At 58.1% G+C, this 22781-nt stretch carries 19 protein-coding genes and 1 tRNA gene; 16 read left to right on the top strand and 4 right to left on the bottom strand.

Features of this window, described 5'->3' with window-relative positions:
• Nucleotides 1-76: 76 nt before the first annotated feature.
• From apaG to F8N85_RS08010, 7 genes are all read left to right on the top strand, one after another.
• Entirely contained in the window at nucleotides 77-457 is a 381-nt protein-coding gene (gene apaG / locus F8N85_RS08040) for a Co2+/Mg2+ efflux protein ApaG (protein WP_150803109.1), read from the top strand.
• Nucleotides 457-1338, top strand: a complete 882-nt coding sequence (locus F8N85_RS08035) for a symmetrical bis(5'-nucleosyl)-tetraphosphatase (RefSeq protein ID WP_150803108.1) — start codon at nucleotides 457-459, stop codon at nucleotides 1336-1338. The genes apaG and F8N85_RS08035 overlap by 1 nt, the downstream gene beginning before the upstream one ends.
• A 33-nt stretch (nucleotides 1339-1371) precedes the next feature.
• Nucleotides 1372-1701 carry a thiosulfate sulfurtransferase GlpE gene (gene glpE, locus F8N85_RS08030; RefSeq protein ID WP_150803107.1) on the top strand — a complete coding sequence of 110 codons (330 nt, stop codon included), beginning with the start codon at nucleotides 1372-1374 and terminating at the stop codon, nucleotides 1699-1701.
• Between the two features lie 298 nt (nucleotides 1702-1999).
• Nucleotides 2000-3922 (top strand): PrkA family serine protein kinase, encoded by a 1923-nt coding sequence (locus F8N85_RS08025; RefSeq protein WP_150640385.1) that lies wholly within the window; start codon nucleotides 2000-2002, stop codon nucleotides 3920-3922.
• Nucleotides 3923-4122: 200 nt separating this feature from the next.
• Nucleotides 4123-5394 carry a YeaH/YhbH family protein gene (locus F8N85_RS08020; RefSeq protein WP_150803106.1) on the top strand — a complete coding sequence of 424 codons (1272 nt, stop codon included), beginning with the start codon at nucleotides 4123-4125 and terminating at the stop codon, nucleotides 5392-5394.
• Nucleotides 5391-6953, top strand: coding sequence for a SpoVR family protein (locus F8N85_RS08015; protein WP_150803105.1), 1563 nt, complete (start codon nucleotides 5391-5393; stop codon nucleotides 6951-6953). The genes F8N85_RS08020 and F8N85_RS08015 overlap by 4 nt, the downstream gene beginning before the upstream one ends.
• A gap of 64 nt (nucleotides 6954-7017) precedes the next feature.
• On the top strand, nucleotides 7018-8241 hold the full coding sequence (locus F8N85_RS08010; protein WP_150803104.1) for a multifunctional CCA addition/repair protein: 1224 nt from the start codon (nucleotides 7018-7020) through the stop codon (nucleotides 8239-8241).
• 119 nt (nucleotides 8242-8360) lie between these two features.
• Here F8N85_RS08010 and folK read toward each other — a convergent pair whose 3' ends face one another.
• Complete coding sequence (folK, locus tag F8N85_RS08005; RefSeq protein ID WP_150803103.1) at nucleotides 8361-8879, bottom strand: 2-amino-4-hydroxy-6-hydroxymethyldihydropteridine diphosphokinase; 519 nt, start codon at nucleotides 8877-8879, stop codon at nucleotides 8361-8363.
• Nucleotides 8870-9223: a dihydroneopterin aldolase gene (gene folB / locus F8N85_RS08000; RefSeq protein ID WP_150803102.1), complete on the bottom strand. Its 354-nt coding sequence runs from the start codon at nucleotides 9221-9223 to the stop codon at nucleotides 8870-8872. Before folB ends, folK begins: the two co-directional genes overlap by 10 nt.
• Before the next feature lie 74 nt (nucleotides 9224-9297).
• Here folB and plsY point away from each other — a divergent pair, with 74 nt between their 5' ends.
• Nucleotides 9298-9867: a glycerol-3-phosphate 1-O-acyltransferase PlsY gene (gene plsY, locus F8N85_RS07995; RefSeq protein WP_150803101.1), complete on the top strand. Its 570-nt coding sequence runs from the start codon at nucleotides 9298-9300 to the stop codon at nucleotides 9865-9867.
• A 55-nt stretch (nucleotides 9868-9922) separates the two neighbouring features.
• On the opposite strand, the gene tsaD is transcribed toward plsY, so the two are convergent.
• Nucleotides 9923-10948, bottom strand: a complete 1026-nt coding sequence (tsaD, locus tag F8N85_RS07990; protein WP_150803100.1) for a tRNA (adenosine(37)-N6)-threonylcarbamoyltransferase complex transferase subunit TsaD — start codon at nucleotides 10946-10948, stop codon at nucleotides 9923-9925.
• Nucleotides 10949-11149: 201 nt separating this feature from the next.
• Between tsaD and rpsU the strand changes: the two genes are divergently transcribed.
• The 7 genes from rpsU to F8N85_RS07955 all read left to right on the top strand — a co-directional run bounded on the left by rpsU (nucleotide 11150) and on the right by F8N85_RS07955 (nucleotide 21031).
• Nucleotides 11150-11365 carry a 30S ribosomal protein S21 gene (rpsU, locus tag F8N85_RS07985; RefSeq protein ID WP_002551877.1) on the top strand — a complete coding sequence of 72 codons (216 nt, stop codon included), beginning with the start codon at nucleotides 11150-11152 and terminating at the stop codon, nucleotides 11363-11365.
• Between the two features lie 486 nt (nucleotides 11366-11851).
• Entirely contained in the window at nucleotides 11852-13813 is a 1962-nt protein-coding gene (dnaG, locus tag F8N85_RS07980) for a DNA primase (RefSeq protein ID WP_150803099.1), read from the top strand.
• A gap of 67 nt (nucleotides 13814-13880) precedes the next feature.
• Nucleotides 13881-15731 carry an RNA polymerase sigma factor RpoD gene (rpoD, locus tag F8N85_RS07975; RefSeq protein ID WP_150803098.1) on the top strand — a complete coding sequence of 617 codons (1851 nt, stop codon included), beginning with the start codon at nucleotides 13881-13883 and terminating at the stop codon, nucleotides 15729-15731.
• A 121-nt stretch (nucleotides 15732-15852) separates the two neighbouring features.
• Nucleotides 15853-19596: an EAL domain-containing protein gene (locus F8N85_RS07970; protein WP_150803097.1), complete on the top strand. Its 3744-nt coding sequence runs from the start codon at nucleotides 15853-15855 to the stop codon at nucleotides 19594-19596.
• Between the two features lie 15 nt (nucleotides 19597-19611).
• A tRNA-Ile gene (locus tag F8N85_RS07965) sits at nucleotides 19612-19688 on the top strand.
• A 449-nt stretch (nucleotides 19689-20137) separates the two neighbouring features.
• The gene (locus tag F8N85_RS07960) at nucleotides 20138-20437 is read left to right on the top strand and encodes a DUF3077 domain-containing protein (RefSeq protein WP_191636135.1); all 300 of its coding nucleotides are present in this window, start codon (nucleotides 20138-20140) and stop codon (nucleotides 20435-20437) included.
• Nucleotides 20438-20590: 153 nt separating this feature from the next.
• A complete protein-coding gene (locus F8N85_RS07955) occupies nucleotides 20591-21031 on the top strand; it encodes a hypothetical protein (protein ID WP_150803149.1) in 441 nt (146 codons plus the stop codon).
• Nucleotides 21032-21507: 476 nt separating this feature from the next.
• Here the strand turns inward: F8N85_RS07955 and F8N85_RS07950 are convergent, their stop codons facing one another.
• On the bottom strand, nucleotides 21508-22152 hold the full coding sequence (locus tag F8N85_RS07950) for a peptidase M41 (RefSeq protein ID WP_150803096.1): 645 nt from the start codon (nucleotides 22150-22152) through the stop codon (nucleotides 21508-21510).
• Between the two features lie 135 nt (nucleotides 22153-22287).
• Here F8N85_RS07950 and F8N85_RS07945 point away from each other — a divergent pair, with 135 nt between their 5' ends.
• Nucleotides 22288-22749 (top strand): Lrp/AsnC family transcriptional regulator, encoded by a 462-nt coding sequence (locus F8N85_RS07945; protein WP_150803095.1) that lies wholly within the window; start codon nucleotides 22288-22290, stop codon nucleotides 22747-22749.
• The last annotated feature ends 32 nt before the right edge of the window (nucleotides 22750-22781 follow it).

Genomic DNA, 22781 nt, shown 5'->3' with positions numbered 1-22781 from the left:
TTACTACCCGATACTTGGCCTAGACTGATCTCATCAGTTATGTCCCGCGTTCCGCTTTGCTTTTAAGGCCTTTTGCATGTCCGATCCTCGTTATCAGGTCGACGTCAGCGTCGTCACCCGCTTTCTGGTAGAACAATCGCTACCCGAGCAAGATCGCTTTGCCTTCGCCTACACCATTACCGTCCAGAACAATGGCCAGCTGCCGGCCAAGTTGCTCTCTCGGCATTGGGTGATTACCGATGGCGATGGGCACGTCGAGGAAGTCCGTGGTGCGGGCGTGGTCGGTCAGCAACCGTTGATCGGGGTTGGCGAAAGCCATACCTACACCAGCGGGACGGTGATGACCAGCCGCGTAGGCACCATGCAGGGCAGTTACCAGATGCTCGCCGAAGATGGTAAACACTTCGACGCTATCATCGCGCCATTTCGCCTCGCGGTGCCCGGAGCCCTGCACTAATGGCGGTGTACGCCGTCGGCGACCTGCAAGGCTGCCTTGAACCACTGCAATGCCTGCTCAAACGTGTCGCCTTCGATCCCGCCAGGGACCGCCTCTGGCTGGTCGGCGACCTGGTCAACCGCGGCCCGCAGTCGCTGGAAACCCTGCGTTTTCTTTACAGCATCCGCGAATCGCTGGTGTGCGTGCTGGGCAACCACGACCTGCACCTGCTGGCCGTCGGACAAAATATCGAGCGCCTGAAGAAAGCCGACACCCTGCGCGAGATACTCGAAGCACCTGATCGCGGCGAGCTGCTCGAGTGGTTGCGCCAGCAAAAACTCATGCACTACGACGAACAGCGCGACATGGTGCTGGTCCATGCCGGCATACCGCCTCAGTGGTCACTGCGCAAAGCGTTGAAATGCGCGGCGGAAGTCGAAGAGGCCCTGCATGACGACATCCTCTTCGCACCTTATCTGGATGGCATGTACGGCAACGAGCCGGTGAAATGGGACAACGACCTCAAAGGCGCTGCCCGCTTGCGAATGATCACCAACTATTTCACTCGCATGCGCTTCTGCACCAGCGAAGGCAAACTTGACCTCAAGGGCAAGGAAGGCCCGGATAGCGCGCCACCCGGTTACGCCCCCTGGTTTCGCCACAAGGAGCGCAAGACCAAGGGCCTGAAGATCGTCTTTGGCCACTGGGCATCCCTTGAAGGTCGATGCAACGAACCGGGCATCTTTGCCCTCGACACCGGCTGTGTCTGGGGCGGCGCCCTGACGCTGCTGAACATCGACACCGGTGAACGCTTGCAGTGCAAGTGCGATGCCTTGGGCCACGTCAATCCACACGTCGCCCACACTACCCCCGAACAATTGCCGGCCACCGCGAAGCGCTGAACGGCGCTTTCAGCCAGGCCACAGGAGCCCGCCATGAGCGAATTCAAACGCATCCCCCCTGAACAAGCCCAAGCCTTGCGTGAACAGGGTGCAGTCGTGGTCGACATTCGTGACCCGCAGACGTATGCCGTCAATCACATCAGCGGCTCGCAACACCTGGATAACCATTCCATTCCTGACTTTATCCGCAACGCCGACCTGGATGCGCCATTGGTGGTGGTCTGCTACCACGGCAACTCCAGCCAAAGCGCCGCGGCCTATCTGATCAGCCAGGGCTTTTCCGACGTCTACAGCCTCGACGGCGGCTTTGAGCTATGGCGTACGATTTATCCGTCGGAAACCGCGCAAGGCGTTTCCGAATAATTTTTTCTAACGCTCTAGCCCACGCCCCCCGCGGGCTAGCGCGGTGGCTGACGAACGGTCAGTGGTAACTAATTGCGCATTGCGCCTTGATCTCTCCGATTCCGAACTATCCTTAGCCTCAGGCCATCCAAAACAGGGGAGAGCCGGTACACCGGCGTGCGGGTCATCGGTACTAGCTTTCAAGGTAGATTGCTTTGAAAGTGTTCTGGGGGGTAAACAGCAACTGGATTTCAGTTGCATGCCAGCACTTGACTGATCTGATCCGGCGTCGGCTCCACGTATCGAGCGAGGTGACGTCATGAGTATTTTTAGCCACTTCCAACAACGTTTCGAGTCCACACGCCAGGAAGAACTCTCGCTGCAGGAGTATCTGGAGCTGTGCAAAACGGATCGCAGCGCTTACGCCTCCGCAGCCGAACGCCTGCTACTGGCAATCGGCGAGCCTGAGCTGCTGGATACCTCTGCCAACTCGCGTCTGTCGCGAATCTTTTCCAACAAGGTGATCCGTCGCTACCCGGCCTTTGAAGACTTCCATGGCATGGAGGAATGCATCGATCAGATCGTTTCCTACTTCCGCCATGCGGCTCAAGGCCTGGAGGAGAAGAAACAGATCCTCTATCTGCTCGGTCCGGTGGGCGGCGGTAAGTCGTCCCTGGCCGAGAAGCTGAAACAGCTGATAGAGAAAGTGCCCTTTTACGCCATTAAGGGTTCACCGGTTTTCGAGTCACCTCTCGGGTTATTCAACGCCACGGAAGATGGCCAGATCCTTGAAGAAGACTTCGGTATTCCGCGGCGCTACCTGAGCACCATCATGTCGCCCTGGGCCACCAAGCGCCTGGCCGAGTTTGGCGGTGACATCAGCCAGTTCCGGGTGGTCAAACTCTACCCATCGATCCTCAATCAGATCGCGGTCGCCAAGACTGAGCCCGGGGATGAAAACAACCAGGATATTTCTGCCCTGGTGGGCAAGGTCGATATCCGCAAGCTGGAAGAGTACCCGCAGAACGACGCAGACGCCTACAGCTACTCGGGCGCCCTGTGCCGGTCCAACCAGGGCCTGATGGAATTCGTCGAAATGTTCAAGGCACCGATCAAGGTGCTGCACCCATTGCTGACGGCAACCCAGGAAGGCAACTACAACAGTACCGAAGGTCTGGGGGCCATTCCATTCACCGGGATCTTGCTGGCCCACTCAAACGAATCGGAATGGCACACCTTCCGTAACAACAAGAACAATGAAGCCTTCATCGACCGGATCTACATCGTCAAAGTGCCGTACTGCCTGCGGGTCAGCGACGAAGTGAAGATCTACGACAAACTGCTGTTCAACAGTTCGCTGGCCAAGGCTCATTGCGCGCCCGACACCCTGAAGATGCTTGCACAGTTCACCGTACTCTCGCGCCTGAAAGAGCCGGAGAACTCGAATATCTACTCGAAAATGCGCGTGTACGACGGCGAGAATCTCAAGGACACCGATCCGAAAGCCAAATCGATCCAGGAATACCGTGACAATGCCGGTGTCGATGAGGGCATGAATGGTCTGTCGACCCGGTTTGCGTTCAAGATCCTGTCGAAAGTCTTCAACTTCGACCCCCATGAGATCGCTGCCAACCCGGTGCATCTGCTCTATGTACTGGAGCAACAGATCGAACAGGAACAGTTCCAGGCGGAAACCCGTGAACGCTACCTGCGCTTCCTGAAAGAGTACCTGGCACCGCGCTATATCGAGTTCATCGGCAAGGAAATCCAGACCGCCTACCTCGAGTCCTACAGCGAGTACGGTCAGAACATCTTCGACCGTTACGTGCTCTACGCAGACTTCTGGATTCAGGATCAGGAATACCGCGATCCGGAAACCGGCGAAATCCTTAACCGCGTGGCGCTGAACGAAGAGCTGGAGAAAATCGAGAAACCGGCCGGCATCAGCAATCCGAAAGATTTCCGCAACGAAATCGTCAACTTCGTGTTGCGCGCACGGGCTAACAACAATGGCAAAAACCCGACCTGGCTCAGCTACGAAAAACTGCGGGTGGTCATCGAGAAGAAAATGTTCTCGAACACCGAGGATCTGCTGCCGGTTATCAGCTTCAACGCCAAGGCCAGCAAAGAGGACCAGCAAAAGCACAACGACTTCGTTACACGGATGGTCGAGCGCGGCTACACCGACAAACAGGTACGACTGCTCTCCGAGTGGTACCTGCGGGTCAGAAAATCACAGTAACCCGCTACCGGTCGCACCGGTTGTCGTTAGCCCGGAGCCTGTGCCAGGATTTTCTGGTACACAGGTTCCAGGAAGGTGTCAGAAGTCGGTAGCGAGGTCCTGGCAGTACAAACGGCTCAGGAGGCCCAATGGCCGCCTCCGGGAAGTTGGCTTGCCACAAACCCGCTCACCGCTTGCAGGGCAGCTTCTAAGGAGCAGTCATGAGCTATGTGATCGACCGACGTCTCAATGGCAAGAACAAGAGCACGGTGAACCGCCAACGGTTTCTGCGGCGCTACCGTGACCACATCAAGAAAGCTGTTGAAGAAGCCGTCAGTCGTCGCTCCATCACCGATATGGAGCACGGCGAGCAAATCAGCATTCCCGGCCGCGATATCGACGAGCCGGTGCTTCATCATGGTCGCGGCGGCAAACAGACCGTGGTTCACCCTGGAAACAAGGAATTCACCAGCGGCGAACATATCCCCCGTCCACCCGGCGGAGGTGGCGGCCGCGGCCCAGGCAAGGCCGGCAACTCCGGCGAAGGCATGGACGAATTCGTCTTCCAGATCACTCAGGAAGAGTTTCTCGAATTCATGTTCGAAGACCTCGAACTGCCCAACCTGGTCAAACGCAACCTGACCGGGACCGACACCTTCAAAACCGTTCGAGCAGGGATCAGCAACGAGGGCAACCCGTCGCGGATCAATATCATCCGCACATTGCGTTCGGCGCATGCCCGACGGATCGCCCTGTCCGGCAGCAGCCGGGCAAAACTGCGCGAAGCCAGGGACGAGCTCTTGCGCCTTAAACGAGAAGAACCGGATAACTTCGGCGATATTCAGGAAATTGAGGCGGAAATCGAACGATTGATTGCACGTATCCATCGCGTGCCATTTCTCGATACCTTCGACCTCAAGTACAACCTGCTGATCAAGCAACCCAATCCCAGCTCCAAGGCGGTGATGTTCTGCCTGATGGACGTTTCCGGCTCCATGACTCAGGCGACCAAGGACATCGCCAAGCGTTTCTTCATCCTGCTGTACCTGTTCCTCAAGCGTAACTACGACAAGATCGATGTGGTGTTCATTCGCCACCACACCAGTGCCCGGGAAGTCGACGAGGAGGAGTTTTTCTATTCCCGCGAAACCGGTGGCACCATCGTTTCCAGCGCCTTGAAGTTGATGCAGGAAATCATGGCTGAACGCTATCCGAGCAACGAATGGAATATCTATGCCGCCCAGGCGTCCGACGGTGACAACTGGAACGATGACTCACCGATCTGCCGCGACATCCTGATCAACCAGATCATGCCCTTTGTGCAGTACTACACTTATGTGGAGATTACCCCCCGCGAACACCAAGCCCTGTGGTTCGAGTACGAACGGATCGCCGAAGCCTTTTCCGACACTTTCGCCCAGCAACAATTGGTCTCGGCCGGAGATATCTATCCGGTCTTCCGTGAACTCTTCCAGCGCAGGTTAGTGACATGACCGCCAGAGAGCAGAAACGCCTACCCATATCCACCGGCTCGGAATGGACATTCGAGCTGATCCAGGCCTACGACCGCGAAATCAGCAGGCTCGCGGCTCGGTATGCGCTGGATACCTATCCCAACCAGATCGAAGTGATTACCGCCGAGCAGATGATGGATGCCTACGCCTCCGTGGGCATGCCATTGGGTTATCACCATTGGTCCTATGGCAAACACTTCCTCAGTACCGAAAAGTCCTACACCCGTGGCCAGATGGGGCTGGCCTACGAAATTGTGATCAATTCGGACCCGTGCATTGCCTATCTGATGGAGGAAAACACCATCTGCATGCAGGCGCTGGTAGTGGCCCATGCCTGCTATGGCCACAACAGCTTCTTCAAAGGCAATTACCTGTTTCGCACCTGGACCGACGCCAGCTCGATCATCGACTATCTGGTGTTCGCCAAGCAGTACATCATGCAATGCGAAGAACGCCACGGGATTGATGCGGTAGAAGACCTTCTGGATTCCTGTCACGCGCTGATGAACTACGGAGTAGACCGCTACAAACGCCCCTATCCGATCTCCGCGGAGGAAGAACGGCGGCGGCAGAAAGACCGCGAAGAGCACCTGCAAAAGCAGATCAACGACCTGTGGCGCACCATTCCCAAGGGCGCGGACAAATACAGCGACAAGGACAATGCGCGGTTCCCCGCCGAACCCCAGGAAAACATCCTTTATTTCATCGAAAAACACGCGCCATTGCTGGAGCCCTGGCAGCGTGAAATCGTGCGGATCGTACGCAAGATTGCGCAGTACTTTTACCCACAACGGCAAACTCAGGTCATGAACGAAGGCTGGGCAACCTTCTGGCACTACACCTTGATGAACGACCTGTACGACGAAGGCCTGGTGACCGACGGCTTCATGATGGAGTTCCTGACCTCCCATACCAGCGTGGTGTTCCAGCCCGGCTTCGACAGCCCTTATTACAACGGGATCAACCCCTACACCCTGGGTTTTGCCATGTACCGCGATATCCGGCGGATGTGCGAAACGCCCACGGAAGAAGACTACCGCTGGTTTCCGGACGTCGCCGGTACTGACTGGTTGTCCAGCATCAAGTTCGCCATGAGCAGCTTCAAGGACGAAAGCTTCATCCTGCAGTACCTGTCACCCAAGGTGATCCGAGATCTGAAGCTGTTCAGCATCCTCGATGACGATCAGAAGGAGGATCTGCTGGTTCCTGCGATCCACGACGAAGACGGCTATCGGATTATTCGCGAAACCCTGGCAGCGCAATACAACCTGGGCAATCGTGAACCCAACATACAGATCTACAGCATCGACCGGCGCGGAGACCGTTCGCTGACCCTGCGGCACCAACAACACGACCGCAAACCCCTTGGAGATTCCACCGATGAAGTGCTCAAGCACCTGCACCGGCTCTGGGGCTTCGATATTCACCTGGAAACCCTGCAAGGTGACCAGGTGGTGAAAACCCATCACGTCCCCCCACGAGGTGATCATAGCGAAGGGGATTACGGCCGACTGGACCTGGCCGTCATCCACCTTTGATTCCAGCCAAGGCCTCCGAAAGTTCGACGCAAGGGTTATCCTGTCGAGCTAACGGAGGTTTTTTATGCAGATTTATAAAGTCGGTGGCGCAGTGCGCGATCGCTTGCTGGGCAAGCCTGTTACCGATATCGACTGGGTCGTGGTCGGCGCCAGTACCGAAGAAATGCTCGCCAAGGGCTTTCGTCCGGTAGGTGCCGACTTCCCGGTATTCCTGCACCCGCGCAGTGGCGAGGAGTACGCGCTCGCCCGGACCGAACGCAAGAGTGGTCGAGGCTATGGCGGCTTCACTTTCCACGCGAGCCCCGAAGTCACCCTTGAAGAAGACTTGATCCGCCGTGACCTGACGATCAATGCCATGGCCGAGGATGAGCACGGTCGACTGACCGACCCCTATCATGGCCAGCGCGATCTTGATGCCCGCATACTTCGCCACGTTTCCCCCGCTTTCGCCGAAGATCCCCTCAGGGTTTTGCGCGTCGCTCGTTTCGCCGCACGCTACGCCGGGCTCGGCTTCAGCATCGCTCCCGAAACCCTGGCGTTGATGCGTGAACTCAGCGAATCAGGCGAACTCGAGGCGCTGACTGCGGAACGCAGCTGGAAAGAAATCTCCCGCGCCTTGATGGAAGATCAGCCTCAGGTGTTCATCCAGGTGCTGCGTGACTGCGGCGCACTCAAGGTCCTGCTTCCCGAAGTTGATGCGCTGTTCGGTGTGCCCCAACCCGAAGCCCATCACCCGGAAATCGACAGTGGCATACATACCTTGAGTGTCCTTGAACAGACGGCCAGGCATGCCCAACCACTGACAGTACGCTGGGCCTGCCTGCTCCATGACCTGGGCAAGGGACTGACCCCGGAGACTCAGTGGCCGCAACATATTGCCCACGAGCAAAAGGGATTGCGCCTGATCAAGGCGGTCAATGAGCGCTTCAAAGCGCCCAGGGACTGTTCGGAACTGGCCTTGCTGGTCGGCCAATATCACACCCATGGACATCGCGCCCTCGAGCTCAAGCCTTCGACCTTGCTGGAGTTACTGCAAAGCTTTGATGTCTATCGACGGCCGCAACGTTTTGAAGAGTTCGTCGTCGCCTGCGAAATGGACGCCCGAGGCCGCAAAGGCTTCGAACAGCGCAGTTATCCACAGGCGGAGTATTTGCGCGGCGCAGCGACCGCAGCGCGGACCGTGGCCGTACAGCCGCTGCTGGAGCAAGGCTTCAAAGGACCGGAGTTGGGCGAAGCCCTTAAACGCGAACGCCTGAAAGCGCTTGTGGCTTACAAGGAACAGCAGTAAGCCAGATCAAAAGATCGCAGCCTGCGGCAGCTCCTACACAATCGTGTAGACCCGGCCCCTGTAGGAGCTGCCGCAGGCTGCGATCTTGGCTATTCGAAATACAACGAAGAATTATCGGCTCAGAGCAGGCTCGAGGAAGTCAGCTGTACCCCACGCCACTCAAACGCCACAGGCGCCAAGACCTGATCAATCTGCGCCTCACGCCACAAAACCGCAAAGCTCTTGCCTACGCCCGGGTGCACCCTGTCAGGCGCCATCAATGACAACGGCCACAACACAAAGGCATTTTTCAGGATTTCGGTGCGAGGAAGGATCAATCCGTCGAAATTACCCACCAGATCGCCATAGAGCAACACGTCGATATCCAGCGGCAAACCCTTGCGATCCGGCGCATAACGACCGTTGTCCGCCTCGATGAATTTCAATCGGCGATCCAGCTCCATCAGCGGCAGGTCGGTGTAGGCCGACACCACCAGATTGAAGAACGGACCGCTCTTGATGCCCACTGGCTGGCTTTCAAACACCGCGGAACAGCGCATATCCACAAGGAAACCGGCCAGAGCATCCAGTCCTGCCTGCAAGTGGGTGTTGCGCTCGATATTGCTACCGAGACCTAGAAACACCTGGTTTAGCGACATCCGCGCTCGATCTCCACGCCCACACCCGTGGCGGCGGCCACTGCACCCGGCTTGGTCAGCTTGAGGTGCAGCCAGGGAATATGAAATTCGCTCATCAGCACCTCGGCCAGACGCTCGGCGAAGGTTTCCACGAGCTGGAACTGTGCCTGCTCGGCAAACGCCTGAATACGCGAGGAGACACTGGCATAGTCCAGCGCCAGCGTCAGGTCGTCTCCTGCGGCGGCCGGGCGATTATCCCAGGCAAAGCTCAGATCAAGACGCAGGCACTGTCGGATACCCCGCTCCCAGTCGTAGGCACCTATCACTGTGTCGACTTCCAGGCCCTCGATAAACACTCTGTCCAAGCACTTTTCTCCGCAGCACGACAAGGGCGCAATGCGCCGTTAGAATCAGGGCGTCCTCGCCCGGAATAGTTAGCATGTTTTGGTTACTGGCGATCCTCGCCTACCTGCTCGGCTCTCTGTCCTTTGCCATTTTGCTCAGCCGCCTGACCGGTAGCCCCGATCCGCGAATGAGTGGCTCGGGTAATGCCGGCGCCACCAACATGCTGCGCGTAGCGGGCAAAAAACTCGCCACCCTGACGTTGCTCGGCGATCTCTGCAAAGGCCTGCTGCCAGTACTGATCGCCGGCCTCGCAGGGTTGTCACTGCAACAACAGGCCTGGGTCGGCTTATGCGCCGTCATCGGCCACCTGTTCCCGCTGTACTTTCGCTTTCGCGGCGGCAAAGGCGTGGCCACCGCTGCCGGGATGCTGCTGGGGCTGTACCCGCCGGCTGCCCTCCTGGCCCTTTGCGCCTGGCTACTGACCTTCTACCTCACCCGCACCAGCTCACTGGCCGCCTTGATCGCCACACCGCTGACCCTGCCACTGCTTGCCTGGCAAGAGCCTGCAGCCTTGCTGCCGATGAGCGCACTGACGGCACTGATCGTCTGGCGCCATCGCGGCAATCTACGCGACCTGTTTGCCGGGCGCGAACGGCATTTTTGAATTCTGCTGATGAGCGCGGCTCAGGTTCATCGGCCGCGCTCATCAAAACCACCGTCTACAGCGGCGACAACTGCTCCATTGGCCAACGCGCCTGCACACTGATCGCCAGACTTTCCTGCTGCCCGGCCTGCAAACGCTGACACCCGGCAAAAGCGATCATCGCGCCGTTATCGGTGCAGAACTCCGGACGTGCGTAGTAAACGTCGCCCTTCATGTCGCCGAGCATTTTCTCCAGTGAAACCCGCAGCGCCTTATTGGCACTGACGCCACCAGCAATGACCAGGCGCTTGAGACCCGCCTGCTTCAGCGACCGCTTGCACTTGATGGTCAAAGTCTCCACCACTGCCTGCTGGAAGGCCAGCGAGATGTCGCAACGGGTTTGCTCGCCGTCGTCCCCAGCGCTGACGCATTGCTGCCAGGTGTTCAAAGCAAAGGTTTTCAAGCCGCTGAAACTGAAATCCAGACCCGGGCGATCGCACATCGGACGCGGGAAGACAAAACGTCCGGCCACGCCCTGCTCCGCCAATCGAGCGATTTCCGGCCCGCCCGGATAATTCAGGCCCATCATCTTCGCCGTCTTGTCAAAAGCCTCGCCGGCGGCATCATCGAGCGTCTCACCCAAAAGCTGGTATTGGCCGATCCCATCGACCCGAACCAGCTGGGTATGCCCGCCCGACACCAACAAAGCGACGAACGGAAACTCCGGAGGGTGCTCCTCCAGCATCGGCGCCAGCAAATGACCTTCCATGTGATGCACCCCCAGGGCTGGAATGTCCCAGGCAAACGCCAGCGCCTGAGCGCATGAGGCGCCGACCAGCAACGCCCCGACAAGCCCGGGACCCGCGGTGTAGGCGATTGCATCGATCTCGGTCGGCACGCAGCCGGCCTCGGCCAGAACCTGGCGAATCAGGGGCAGCATGCGCTTGACGTGATCGCGCGAAGCCAGCTCCGGCACCACGCCACCATAGGCTCGATGCAGGTCGATCTGGCTGAACAGCGCGTCGGCCAGCAGGCCGCGTTCACTGTCGTAAAGTGCGACACCAGTTTCGTCGCAAGAGGTTTCTAATCCCAGTACTAGCATGGGTTTGCGCCTTGTAGAGGCTAGATTCGAAGGCGCGCATAATAGTCGCCACTTCCGGTACCTACCAGCGGTTTTCGATCAGAGGCTTTGCATTCCGAGCGTTGAGGGGTTAACATCCGCAACCCTTAAAAACCGACGTCTTCAAGTGCATTTTATGCCGCGAGGATGTTGATCCCCGGTAATGAATGAAGGTAGCTCTGGATGCCCGCGGTCAAAGTTAAAGAGAACGAACCCTTCGACGTAGCTCTGCGTCGTTTCAAGCGCTCCTGCGAAAAAGCCGGTGTACTGGCTGAAGTTCGTAGCCGCGAATTTTACGAGAAGCCGACTTCCGAGCGTAAGCGCAAAGCAGCAGCTGCTGTTAAGCGTCACGCGAAGAAAGTTCAGCGCGAGCAGCGCCGCGCCGTTCGTCTGTACTAATACACAGACGTTCGTAGCAAGCTTCTGCCAAGCCCGGCCCTCAGCCGGGCTATTGGCATTTGCGTATATCGCTTGATGCTTTATCGTCAAAGCCGCCGATGCGACCGAGACAAACCTGCTTCACCACGTCAGACCTGGCTCTTTTGCCAGCGGTGCACGTCTTTTCTGACGAGCCTTTCAAGGCTACTGACGAGCACACCTTACTGATTCCTCAACAGACGATCAGCCCAAGGCACGATCTCCCGTGCCCGCTTATGAGCTATCCGAGGCCGCCATTTGGCCGTTGCCGGACTCAGAGCAACACTTTCAAATAGTCGAATGCTGATTGGAACTAACGTCAGTGGATTTTCGGCAGATACACTTCCCGACAGCGATCACGCAGACGACATCCGGTCGAGACGCAGACTGTTGCGCCTCAAAACCACGACCAGATTTCGGCAGCCCTTCGCCCTGGATCAATTTCCGCGCAGTGATGACGAGAACGCCATGGCCGGGCTAATTCCCCAGAGCTTTATTGACGACCTTCTGAACCGCACCGACATCGTCGACGTGGTCAGCTCGCGCCTGCAAATGAAAAAGGCCGGCAAGAATTACACTGCCTGCTGCCCGTTCCACAAAGAAAAAACCCCCTCCTTCAGCGTCAGCCCGGACAAACAGTTTTACTACTGCTTCGGCTGCGGCGCTGGCGGCAATGCGCTGGGCTTCATCATGGACCACGACAACCTGGATTTCCCCCAGGCAGTCGAAGAACTGGCCAAAGCCGCCGGCATGGAAATACCCCGAGAGGAAAGTGGCCGGCCGCACAAACCCCGGCAACCGACCGACTCGCCGCTCTACCCGCTGCTTACCGCCGCCGCCGATTTCTATCGCCAGGCGCTGAAAAGCCATCCGGCGCGCAAGGCTGCCGTCGATTACCTCAAGGGCCGCGGCCTGACCGGTGAGATCGCCCGGGATTTCGGCCTCGGATTCGCCCCGCCCGGCTGGGACAATCTGTACAAGCACCTGAGCAGCGACACCCTGCAGCAGAAAGCCATGATCGATGCCGGCCTACTGGTCGAGAATGCCGAAACCGGCAAGCGCTACGACCGCTTCCGCGATCGCGTAATGTTCCCGATCCGCGACAGTCGCGGCCGGATCATCGCCTTCGGCGGCCGGGTATTGGGCGACGACAAGCCGAAGTACCTGAACTCCCCGGAAACCCCGGTATTCCACAAGGGCCAGGAACTCTACGGGCTGTTTGAAGCGCGCAAGAATAATCGCAATCTCGACGAAATCATCGTCGTCGAAGGCTACATGGACGTCATCGCCCTCGCCCAACAAGGCTTGCGCAATGCCGTTGCGACACTCGGCACCGCCACCAGCGAAGAACACCTGAAACGACTGTTTCGGGTGGTGCCCAACATATTGTTCTGTTTTGACGGCGACCAGGCCGGGCGCAATGCCGCATGGCGCGCACTGGAAGCAGCCTTGCCAAGCCTGCAGGATGGGCGGCGCGCACGTTTTCTGTTCCTGCCCGAAGGCGAAGACCCGGACACCCTGGTCCGCTCCGAAGGCACTGACGCGTTCCGCGCGCGGATCAACCAGCACGCCCAACCATTGGCCGATTACTTTTTCCAGCAGCTGACCGAAGAGTCCGACCCCCGCTCGCTCGAAGGCAAGGCCCATATGGCCACCCTTGCAGCGCCGCTGATCGACAAGGTTCCAGGGGCCAACCTGCGCACCCTGATGCGCCAGCGACTCACAGAAATCACCGGCCTCAACAGCGAAGCGGTCAGCCAACTGGTGCACAGCGCGCCCCAAGAGGCGCCGCCCGCCTACGACCCGGGCATCGATTACGACGCCATGCCGGATTACGCCGACTACCACCAACCCCAAGAGGCCTACGCGCCGCAACAGGAGTGGACGCCGAAAAAACCGGGCAGTGGCGGCAAGAAATGGGAAAATAAACCCTGGGATAAAAAGGGCAAGCGCCAGGGCGATCGCGATCAGCCCCGCGCCCCACGCATTCCCGCAGCCGTGGAGCCGCCGACGCTGGCGGCCTTGCGCACCTTGCTGCATCACCCGCAGCTGGCGGAAAAAGTCGAGGATGCCGGGCACTTTGCCGCCGAGGATCACACCAATACACAACTGTTGGTGGCGCTACTCGAAGCCGTACAGAAGAATCCCAAGCTAAACTCATTTCAGTTGATTGCTCGCTGGCACGGCACCGAACAAGGACGCCTGCTCAAAGCATTGGCAGAAAAGGAATGGCTGATTGAGGGCGACAACCTTGAACAACAGTTTTTCGACACTATAACTAGCTTGTCAGCTCGCCAACGCGAGCGGAGTTTGGAACAACTTCTCAGGAAAGCGCGTCAAAGTGAATTGAGTACCGAGGAAAAAAATCAGCTGCGCGACCTCCTAAGTCGCAATGTTTCCGCATCAAACCCGACCTCAACTGGCGCGTGAGGTCATAGCTCAGGTATAATCCTCGGCTTGTTTTTTGCCCGCCAAGACCTTCAGTGGATAGGGTGTTATGTCCGGAAAAGCGCAACAGCAGTCTCGTATCAAAGAGTTGATCGTTCTTGGTCGTGAGCAGGGCTACCTGACTTACGCGGAGGTCAACGACCACCTGCCGGAGGATATTTCAGATCCGGAACAGGTGGAAGACATCATCCGCATGATTAATGACATGGGGATCAACGTATTCGAGGTTGCGCCAGATAAGGATTCCCTTATGCTGGCCGACGCCGACACCGACGAGGCCGCCGCGGAAGAAGCAGCGGCTGCGTTGGCAGCGGTCGAGACCGACATTGGTCGCACCACTGACCCTGTGCGCATGTATATGCGTGAAATGGGCACGGTAGAACTCCTCACACGTGAAGGCGAAATTGAAATCGCCAAGCGTATTGAAGAGGGCATCCGTGAAGTGATGGGCGCAATTGCGCACTTCCCTGGCACGGTCGACCACATTCTCTCCGAGTACACTCGCGTCACCACCGAAGGTGGCCGCCTGTCCGACGTCCTGAGCGGTTATATCGACCCGGACGACGGTATTGCGCCGCCTGCTGCCGAAGTGCCGCCGCCTGTCGATCCGAAAACCGCGAAAGCGGATGACGAAACCGACGACGACGAAGCCGAAGCCAGCACTGACGAAGAAGATGAAGTCGAAAGCGGTCCGGATCCGGTCATCGCTGCACAGCGTTTCGGCGCCGTGTCTGACCAGATGGAAGTCACTCGCAAGGCGCTGAAAAAGCACGGTCGCGGCAACAAGCTGACCATCGCCGAGCTGGTGGCACTGGCTGAGCTGTTCATGCCGATCAAACTGGTTCCGAAGCAATTCGAAGGCCTGGTTGAGCGTGTCCGCGGCGCTCTCGATCGTCTGCGTCAGCAAGAGCGCGCAATCATGCAGCTCTGCGTTCGCGATGCGCGTATGCCGCGTACCGACTTCCTGCGCCAGTTCCCGGGCCATGAAGTCGACGAAAGCTGGACCGATGCACTGGCCAAAGGCAAAAGCAAATACGCTGAAGCCATTGGTCGCCTGCAACCGGACATCCTTCGTTGCCAGCAAAAGCTGACTGCATTGCAGACCGAAACCGGTCTGACGATTGCCGAGATCAAGGACATCAACCGTCGCATGTCGATCGGTGAGGCCAAGGCCCGCCGCGCGAAGAAAGAGATGGTTGAAGCGAACTTGCGTCTGGTGATCTCCATCGCCAAGAAGTACACCAACCGTGGTCTGCAGTTCCTCGATCTGATCCAGGAAGGCAACATCGGCTTGATGAAAGCGGTGGACAAGTTCGAATACCGTCGTGGCTACAAATTCTCGACTTATGCCACCTGGTGGATCCGTCAGGCGATCACTCGCTCGATCGCCGACCAGGCCCGCACCATCCGTATTCCGGTGCACATGATCGAGACGATCAACAAGCTCAACCGTATTTCCCGGCAGATGTTGCAGGAAATGGGTCGCGAACCGACTCCGGAAGAGCTCGGCGAACGCATGGAAATGCCTGAGGACAAAATCCGCAAGGTATTGAAGATCGCTAAAGAGCCGATCTCCATGGAAACCCCGATCGGTGATGACGAAGACTCCCACCTGGGTGACTTCATCGAAGACTCGACCATGCAGTCGCCAATCGATGTCGCCACTGTTGAGAGCCTTAAAGAAGCGACTCGCGAAGTACTCTCCGGCCTCACTGCCCGTGAAGCCAAGGTACTGCGCATGCGCTTCGGCATCGACATGAATACCGACCACACCCTCGAGGAAGTCGGTAAACAGTTCGACGTTACCCGCGAGCGGATTCGTCAGATCGAAGCCAAGGCGTTGCGCAAGCTGCGCCACCCGACGAGAAGCGAGCATTTGCGCTCCTTCCTCGACGAGTGATCACAAAACCCCCAGCCTTGCTGGGGGTTTTGCTTTGTGCAGATAAAATTCTCCAAGCGTCCCTCCCACCGAATTGCCCGTCTACACTCGAACCTACTCCCAGAGCCATAACGAGACCGTTATGCCCAGAATGCCGGCTGTGTTTTTGCTGTGGCTGCTGACCTGGACTGCAACGGCTGGCGCGCTGACTCTTACCGACGAAGAACGTAGCTGGCTTGTGGCCCACCCGGAATTGCGTCTGGGGGTCGATGCATCATGGCCACCTTTTGAGTATCGCGACGAAGAAGGCCGTTACCAGGGCCTGGCGGCGGATTACATTCGCCTGATCCAGGAACGCCTGAGCATCAAGGTTACCCCCGTGGAGCCGGTCAGCTGGAGCCAGGTGCTGGAACAGGCCAGACAAGGCAAGCTGGACCTGCTGCCAGGGATCATGTCGACTCCCGAACGCCAGACTTACCTGTCCTTCACACGCCCCTACCTCGACTTCCCGATCGTGATCCTGGCCCACGAGGGCGGGCCACAACCGCGTAATCTCAACGATCTGTACGGCCTGAAGATTGCCGTCGTGGAAAACTATGCGCCTCACGAGCTATTACGCTCCCACCATCCAGACCTGAACCTGGTCGCGCTGCCGAATGTCAGCTCGGCCCTCCAGGCTCTGGCCACGGACGAGGTCGATGCGGTGGTGGGTGATCTCGCCTCCAGCGTCTGGAGCCTGCGCCAGCTTAAACTGGACGGTCTTTACGTCAGCGGTGAAACGCCTTATCGCTATCAATTGGCGATGGGAGTACCGCAACAAAGCAAAATCCTGGTCGGCATTCTCGACAAAGTGCTGGCCGAGCTGAGCCCCGAGGAAATCAGCAGCATCCAGGAACGCTGGGTGGGCAACGTCCTGGACCACCGCACCTTCTGGTCCGGTCTTTTGTTGTATGGCTTGCCCGGCGTGCTGCTGCTGTTTACCGTGCTGGCGGTCGTCATTCGCATCAATCGTCGGCTCAGCTCGGAAATCTCGCGCAGGGTCGCGCTCGAACAAGAGTTGCGCAGCAGCGAATACCACTACCGCGGTCTGGTAGAAAGCCTTTCGGCGATAGCCTGGGAGGCCCGCATCAGCGACTACACCTACAGCTACGTGTCACCCCATGCCGAAGACCTGCTCGGCTACCCCCTGCCTAACTGGCTGATCCCGGGCTTTTGGCTCAACATCATTCATCCCGCCGACCTGACTCGCGCCCAGACCTTTTGCGACCGCGAGATACTGGCCGGCCGCGATCACAGCGTCGACTACCGCGTCATCACCGCCGACGGTCGCTGCCTGTGGGTTCGCGATATCGTCAGCCTGATAGAGCACGGCCATGAGCCGATTCTGCGCGGCCTGATGATCGACATCAGCGAAGCCAAGCGAACCGAAGAAGCCTTGCGCCTGTCCGAGCAGAAATTCGCTTCGGTATTCCAGCAGTGCCCGGACATTCTGGTTATCGCGCGGCTGTCCGACGGCTGCCTGCTGGAGGTCAACGAAGCCTTTGAGGAACAGATCGGCCTGAGCGCCGGGGAAGTCATCGGCCAGACCGCCACCGACCTGAACATCTGGGGCGTTCCGGGCGTCGGCCCCGGCCTTTTGCTGCGTTTGCAGGCGGGCAGCATTCGCAACCTGGAAATGCCGTTCCGGCGCAACAACGGGCAGTTGTTCACCGGGCTGATCTCCGCCGAACACTTCGACCTCGACACCACTCCCGCGCTGGTAGTGGTGGTGCGCGACATCAGCCAACTCAAGGAAACCCAGCAACAACTGCAAACCTCCGAAGAGAAATTCGCCAAAGCCTTCCATGCATCACCCGATGGCCTGCTGCTGAGCCGCCAACGCGACGGCTTGCTGATTGAGGTCAACGATGGTTTCAGCCGGATTACCGGCTTCAACAGTGCGATGTCCCTGGACCGCTCCACCTTGGACCTGGGTATCTGGGTCAACCTCAACGAACGCAAACAGATGCTCGACCTGTTGCAACGCGACGGTTTTGTCCGTGACTTCAGTTGCCACATCCGCCGCAACGATGGACAGATTCGTCTGTGCGAGCTCTCCAGCCGCCCGCTACCTATCGCGGGTGAGGATTGCATACTGACCATCGCCCGCGACATCACCGAGCGCCACCTGATGCAGGAAAAGCTGCAACAGGCCGCCACGGTGTTCGAGAGCACCGCCGAAGGGGTGTTGATCACCGACACTCAACAGCACATCAGCGCCGTCAATCGGGCCTTCACCGAGATCACTGGCTACAGCGAAACCGAAGCGCTCGGCCATACCCCCAGGTTACTTGCCTCAGGCTTGCACGACAGCGCCTTCTACGCCGCCATGTGGCACCAACTGACCGCCGAAGGTCATTGGCAAGGCGAGATCTCCAACCGGCGCAAAAATGGCGAGCTGTACCCCAGCTGGCTGACCATCAGTGCCGTGCGTAACCGGGACAAATTCATTACTCACTTCGTGGCGGTATTTGCCGACATCTCCAGTTTGAAGCACGCCCAGGCGCGCCTCGACTACCAGGCCCACCACGACCCGCTGACCGGCCTGCCCAACCGCACCCTGTTCGAGAGCCGGCTGCTGACAGCGCTCAACAGCCAGCAAGAAAACGGCGGCCAGGGCGCCGTGCTATTCCTCGATCTCGACCGCTTCAAACATATCAACGACAGCCTTGGCCATCCGGTCGGCGACCTGCTGCTCAAGGGCATTGCCGTACGCCTGAAAGAACAACTGCGTGACATCGACACCGTGGCCCGCCTGGGCGGTGATGAGTTCATCATCCTGTTGCCGGGCCTGCAGCAAGCCAGCGACGCCGAACACATCGCCAACAAGCTGCTCAACTGCTTTGGAGCCCCCTTCCAGGCCGGCGAACACGAGTTCTTCATCAGTGCCAGCATTGGCACCAGCCTCTACCCTCAGGACGGTTGTGACGTCGCCACGCTGGTCAAGAATGCCGACGCGGCCATGTATCGCTCCAAAGCCAAGGGCCGCAACCGGGTCGAAAGCTATACCCGCGACCTCACCGCCCAGGCCAGCGAACGCATCGCGCTGGAACATGAATTGCGCCGGGCAATCGAACGCAATGAGCTAATGCTCTACTTCCAGCCGAAAATCAGCCTCAAGGATCAGTGCCTGGTCGGTGCCGAAGCCCTGCTTCGCTGGCGCCATCCAACTTTCGGCGACGTACCTCCCGAACACTTCATCCCGCTGGCCGAAGAAAACGGCATGATCCTGCAAATTGGCGACTGGGTGCTGGAACAAGCCTGCCAGCAGCTGTACGAGTGGAACCACATGTATGAGAGTTTCGGCCCGCTCTCGGTCAACCTGGCCGGGGCGCAATTGCGTCAACCGAACCTGCTCAACCGGATCGAGCAGTTACTCAATGACAACGGTCTCATGCCCGGCCTCCTGCAACTGGAAATCACCGAAAACTTCATCATGAGCCAGGCGGAAGAAGCACTGGACGTCCTGCATCAACTCAAACGCCTCGGTGTGCAGCTGGCCATTGACGACTTCGGCACCGGTTACTCTTCGCTGAGCTACCTCAAACGCCTACCCCTGGACTTCCTGAAAATCGACCAATCCTTCGTCCGCGGCCTGCCCGATGACCCCCACGATGTAGCCATCGTCCGCGCCATCATCGCCCTGGGCCGCAGCATGCAATTCACCGTAATCGCCGAAGGCGTCGAAACCCAGGCCCAGCAGCAATTCCTCACCTTTGAGGGCTGTGAAGAGATCCAGGGCTACATCGTCAGCCTCCCCCTCCCCGCCGACGAATTCGCTGCAGCCTTTCTTCGTATCAACCTTTCGGATTTTTCGGATAGCACAGCCGAGAAACCATCGTTATAATCCGCGGCCTACTGAGGGCCTATAGCTCAGTTGGTTAGAGCAGGGGACTCATAATCCCTTGGTCGTAGGTTCGAGTCCTACTGGGCCCACCATACAAAACAAAAGGCTTACGCTTAGCGGCGTAGGCCTTTTTTGTTTTTGGCCGGAGGCTCCACCGACTTGTAAAATCTCTCGCGCGCGTTTGGTTTCGTTTATCCACGGTGTCGCAATATCGGATGACTCCCGCAGACCTTGTAGGCAAACTCCGAATCTTGCGTTTGGGCACTTTGCCGCCTTGTTGGCGTTCTCTTCGACGGGATACTCTCCGGACGTCGCTGCCAATGCAGCGATCGGGTGTGGTAACCCGGTGAAACCAGCGCAATAGTGCACTCATCACGAATACAGGCAGTTTTCTATGCCTGTGATCTTGATATGGCGGCTGTGCGTGGGACGCCCTCGGGCGTGCCGGTTTCCTTGGTTCCCGGTTTACCACCCTGCGTACAGCTGCCACCCTTTCGTGTGGTAACGAAAATGGCAGCTCCTCGAACCCAGGAGTAAGACCATGACCAAAACAAATCCGTCCACACCTTCAGAACTGAAAACCATCGGCTTCACGCCTTTCATCTACTGCTCGGATCAGCCGCTGTTCCACGTTTGTCGTGGCGTTCCCATTGGTGATGCATTGGCACAGGCCTCCGATCTGCTGTTCCTCGCCAAGTCGTTTGCTGAGGATGCAGCCTATGCCAGAGACACCGACCGCCACGCCTGGGCCGCGCACTATTTGACTGCGATGAGTAAGGCGGTGATTGATGATGTGGTGAAGGTGCTTACCGAGCCCTGCTCGGACGGCGACAGCGGCTGAAGAATAGCGGCCGAAAAACCGTGGCATGAGCCCCGAATTTTTGGGGTTTTCAAATCATGATCGGGGTGCTGCTACAATGCGCGCCCTTTACCGCGTCCGGCGACGACCTACATGCAATGGAAAGACCTGATCATTGGCGGACGCCAGTACAGCATGGAGCACCTACAACCGTTCGAGCTGGTATTCGAGGTCGCTGGTGAGCAGCTCACCGTCAAATTCGAGTTCGGGTTCCATTGCTTCACCGATGACAAAGGCAACGGGCAGCCGCTCACACACAGAAGGGAACGTCGTTATTTCTGTGCTGATCGGCACCATTGCAGCAGTCAAATTACGGAATACATTCACAAGCGTTTCTTTAAAGGGCTTGCCGTTCCGTTTTACGTCGAAAACAGTCAGCGATATTTCTGCCTGGATCTACATGACTACGCGATTTTCTTCTCGATCAGCAAACCGCAAGGCACGACAAATCTTCTCAAACTGAGGGTGATCTCGGCGTATGAGGTGGCTGAATGGGGTCGGGCAAAGCTGCCCAAGGGGAAACCGCAAAACGTGCGATACATTCTCGAGATGCGGAGCGCAGGCAAATCCGTTTGATAGAAAGCAAAAAGCCCCGACGCTTTCGCACCAGGGCTTCTTGTGAATCTCAATATCGGCCTCTCCTTTCACGGTTTCCCGCTTATCCCGCTCACTGGCTAGGAGTGGCTTACGCCACCGAAATCAACACCCCTTGCTTCCAAGGTTCCGGTCTGTGCTGACGAGGTCATATTAGCGTTTTTATGTATTTATGGCAACGAGGAGGTGCGTTAAAGGCGCAGGTTCAGCTCAAAGCTGACCAGCTTCAGATCTCCGTCGAGTCCCTGGTGGCTGAACTGTGATCTTGATATGGCAGCTGTGCGCGGGACGCCTTCGCGCGTGCCGGTTCCTTGGCTCCCGGTTTACCACCCTGCGTACAGGCAGCTCCTCGAACCCAGGAGTAAGACCATGACGGTTACACCGCGGCCTGCTCGGTCCTAGGCAGAATCACCGCTGTAATGCCCGCCCTTTACTACGTCCAACGGCGACCTGGATGCTTACGCCCGAACACCTAACGCTGGAATGGCCTGCACTGACCGCAGCCGTTCAAGCATTTCACCCGTCAACACGACCTCATACGTATCCGCCGGCCTACCCCACTGCTCCACGATGACCATGCCGTCTACCAGCGCCGCGCCCAATCCGGTAATCGTATCGGCCAATTCCTCTACGATTTTTTGAGTCCGAAACCACGTGCGATCAGTAATTTCTTTAAGCTCAGCCGTTACGCTGTAACACGACGCTGGATCCGTATCGGGGTAGGAGATATTGCGCAGCAGGTGCCCTAACTCCCTTATTTTTGCGTAATCCTGTTCCGCCCCAAGCTCTCCTTTCAGGATGGCTGCCGCTTTCGACTTATCAACGAGTTTCTCGGACGAATGCTTTGGAGGTAACGTCTGCCCCATCGCTCCGGCGAAGAGGACCATCATCCGGGCTTCCAAATGTTCCTTCATTTCTTCGATCGACGAAATTGACCGCGTCAAGGTAATGGAGCTCCCCCCATGGTGCGTCAAGGCCATGGTAACTTTCAGGGTCACATCACTCGTTTCAAAGCCCAAGGCTCGGGCTACTACGTAGTGCGCCATTTCGTGATTCGCAATCTGCAGTGCATAGTCTCGCAGAGCAGCAGGCATGCTCTTCATTTCGATCCTCTCGCTTCACAGCCCTTGTTGCGCATTCGACTACGAGTGACCGTTTGTGTCCATCCAATTAACCCGTTGACGGCATGAGTGCCTGTAACATGCTTGCCCTTTGTTCTGTGCCGCTGGAGACAACCTTTGCCTGACACCCGCCCGCCCGTTCTCGACGAAATCGACCGCCAATTGATCGCGGCCTTGCAGATCAACGCCCGCGAAAGCGTAGCCATGCTTGCCCGGCAGCTGGGCATTGCGCGCACCACGGTCACCTCACGCCTGGCGCGGCTGGAGAAGGCTCGGGTGATTACCGGCTACGGCGTGCGTCTCGGTCAGCGGCTGGTCGATGGCGGGTTGCAGGCGTATGTCGGGATTACCGTGCAACCACGCTCCGGCAAGGAAGTGCTGCGCCGGCTCAGTGCCATGGCCCAGGTGCAGCAGCTGTGTGCGGTGAGTGGCGAGTTTGATTACGTGGCGTGGCTGCGCACCGATTCGCCGGAACAGCTCGACCAGTTGCTCGATCAGATCGGCAGCGTCGATGGCGTGGAGAAAACCACCACTTCGATCATTCTCAGCAGCAAGATCGATCGCGGCCAGCCGGTTTAAGGTCTGCCTGCCCCCTTCCGGCGACCAAAGTT

The sequence above is a fragment of the Pseudomonas fluorescens genome (assembly GCF_902497875.1).
Taxonomy (GTDB): Bacteria; Pseudomonadota; Gammaproteobacteria; order Pseudomonadales; family Pseudomonadaceae; genus Aquipseudomonas; species Aquipseudomonas fluorescens_BR.
Note: the sequence above shows the minus strand (reverse complement) of the source record. Positions and strands in the feature narration are given on the sequence as shown.

Bases quoted from the DNA above. Each gene is read 5' to 3' on its own strand.
- dnaG (WP_150803099.1), top strand. From the start codon at position 11,852: ATGGCCGGGCTAATTCCCCAGAGCTTTATTGACGACCTTCTGAACCGC.
- F8N85_RS08035 (WP_150803108.1), top strand. From the start codon at position 457: ATGGCGGTGTACGCCGTCGGCGACCTGCAAGGCTGCCTTGAACCACTG.
- F8N85_RS08025 (WP_150640385.1), top strand. From the start codon at position 2,000: ATGAGTATTTTTAGCCACTTCCAACAACGTTTCGAGTCCACACGCCAG.
- F8N85_RS07970 (WP_150803097.1), top strand. From the start codon at position 15,853: ATGCCCAGAATGCCGGCTGTGTTTTTGCTGTGGCTGCTGACCTGGACT.
- apaG (WP_150803109.1), top strand. From the start codon at position 77: ATGTCCGATCCTCGTTATCAGGTCGACGTCAGCGTCGTCACCCGCTTT.
- F8N85_RS07955 (WP_150803149.1), top strand. From the start codon at position 20,591: ATGGAGCACCTACAACCGTTCGAGCTGGTATTCGAGGTCGCTGGTGAG.
- plsY (WP_150803101.1), top strand. From the start codon at position 9,298: ATGTTTTGGTTACTGGCGATCCTCGCCTACCTGCTCGGCTCTCTGTCC.
- F8N85_RS08020 (WP_150803106.1), top strand. From the start codon at position 4,123: ATGAGCTATGTGATCGACCGACGTCTCAATGGCAAGAACAAGAGCACG.
- folK (WP_150803103.1), bottom strand. From the start codon at position 8,879: ATGTCGCTAAACCAGGTGTTTCTAGGTCTCGGTAGCAATATCGAGCGC.
- tsaD (WP_150803100.1), bottom strand. From the start codon at position 10,948: ATGCTAGTACTGGGATTAGAAACCTCTTGCGACGAAACTGGTGTCGCA.
- F8N85_RS08015 (WP_150803105.1), top strand. From the start codon at position 5,391: ATGACCGCCAGAGAGCAGAAACGCCTACCCATATCCACCGGCTCGGAA.
- F8N85_RS07950 (WP_150803096.1), bottom strand. From the start codon at position 22,152: ATGAAGAGCATGCCTGCTGCTCTGCGAGACTATGCACTGCAGATTGCG.
- glpE (WP_150803107.1), top strand. From the start codon at position 1,372: ATGAGCGAATTCAAACGCATCCCCCCTGAACAAGCCCAAGCCTTGCGT.
- rpoD (WP_150803098.1), top strand. From the start codon at position 13,881: ATGTCCGGAAAAGCGCAACAGCAGTCTCGTATCAAAGAGTTGATCGTT.
- F8N85_RS08010 (WP_150803104.1), top strand. From the start codon at position 7,018: ATGCAGATTTATAAAGTCGGTGGCGCAGTGCGCGATCGCTTGCTGGGC.
- F8N85_RS07960 (WP_191636135.1), top strand. From the start codon at position 20,138: ATGACCAAAACAAATCCGTCCACACCTTCAGAACTGAAAACCATCGGC.
- rpsU (WP_002551877.1), top strand. From the start codon at position 11,150: ATGCCCGCGGTCAAAGTTAAAGAGAACGAACCCTTCGACGTAGCTCTG.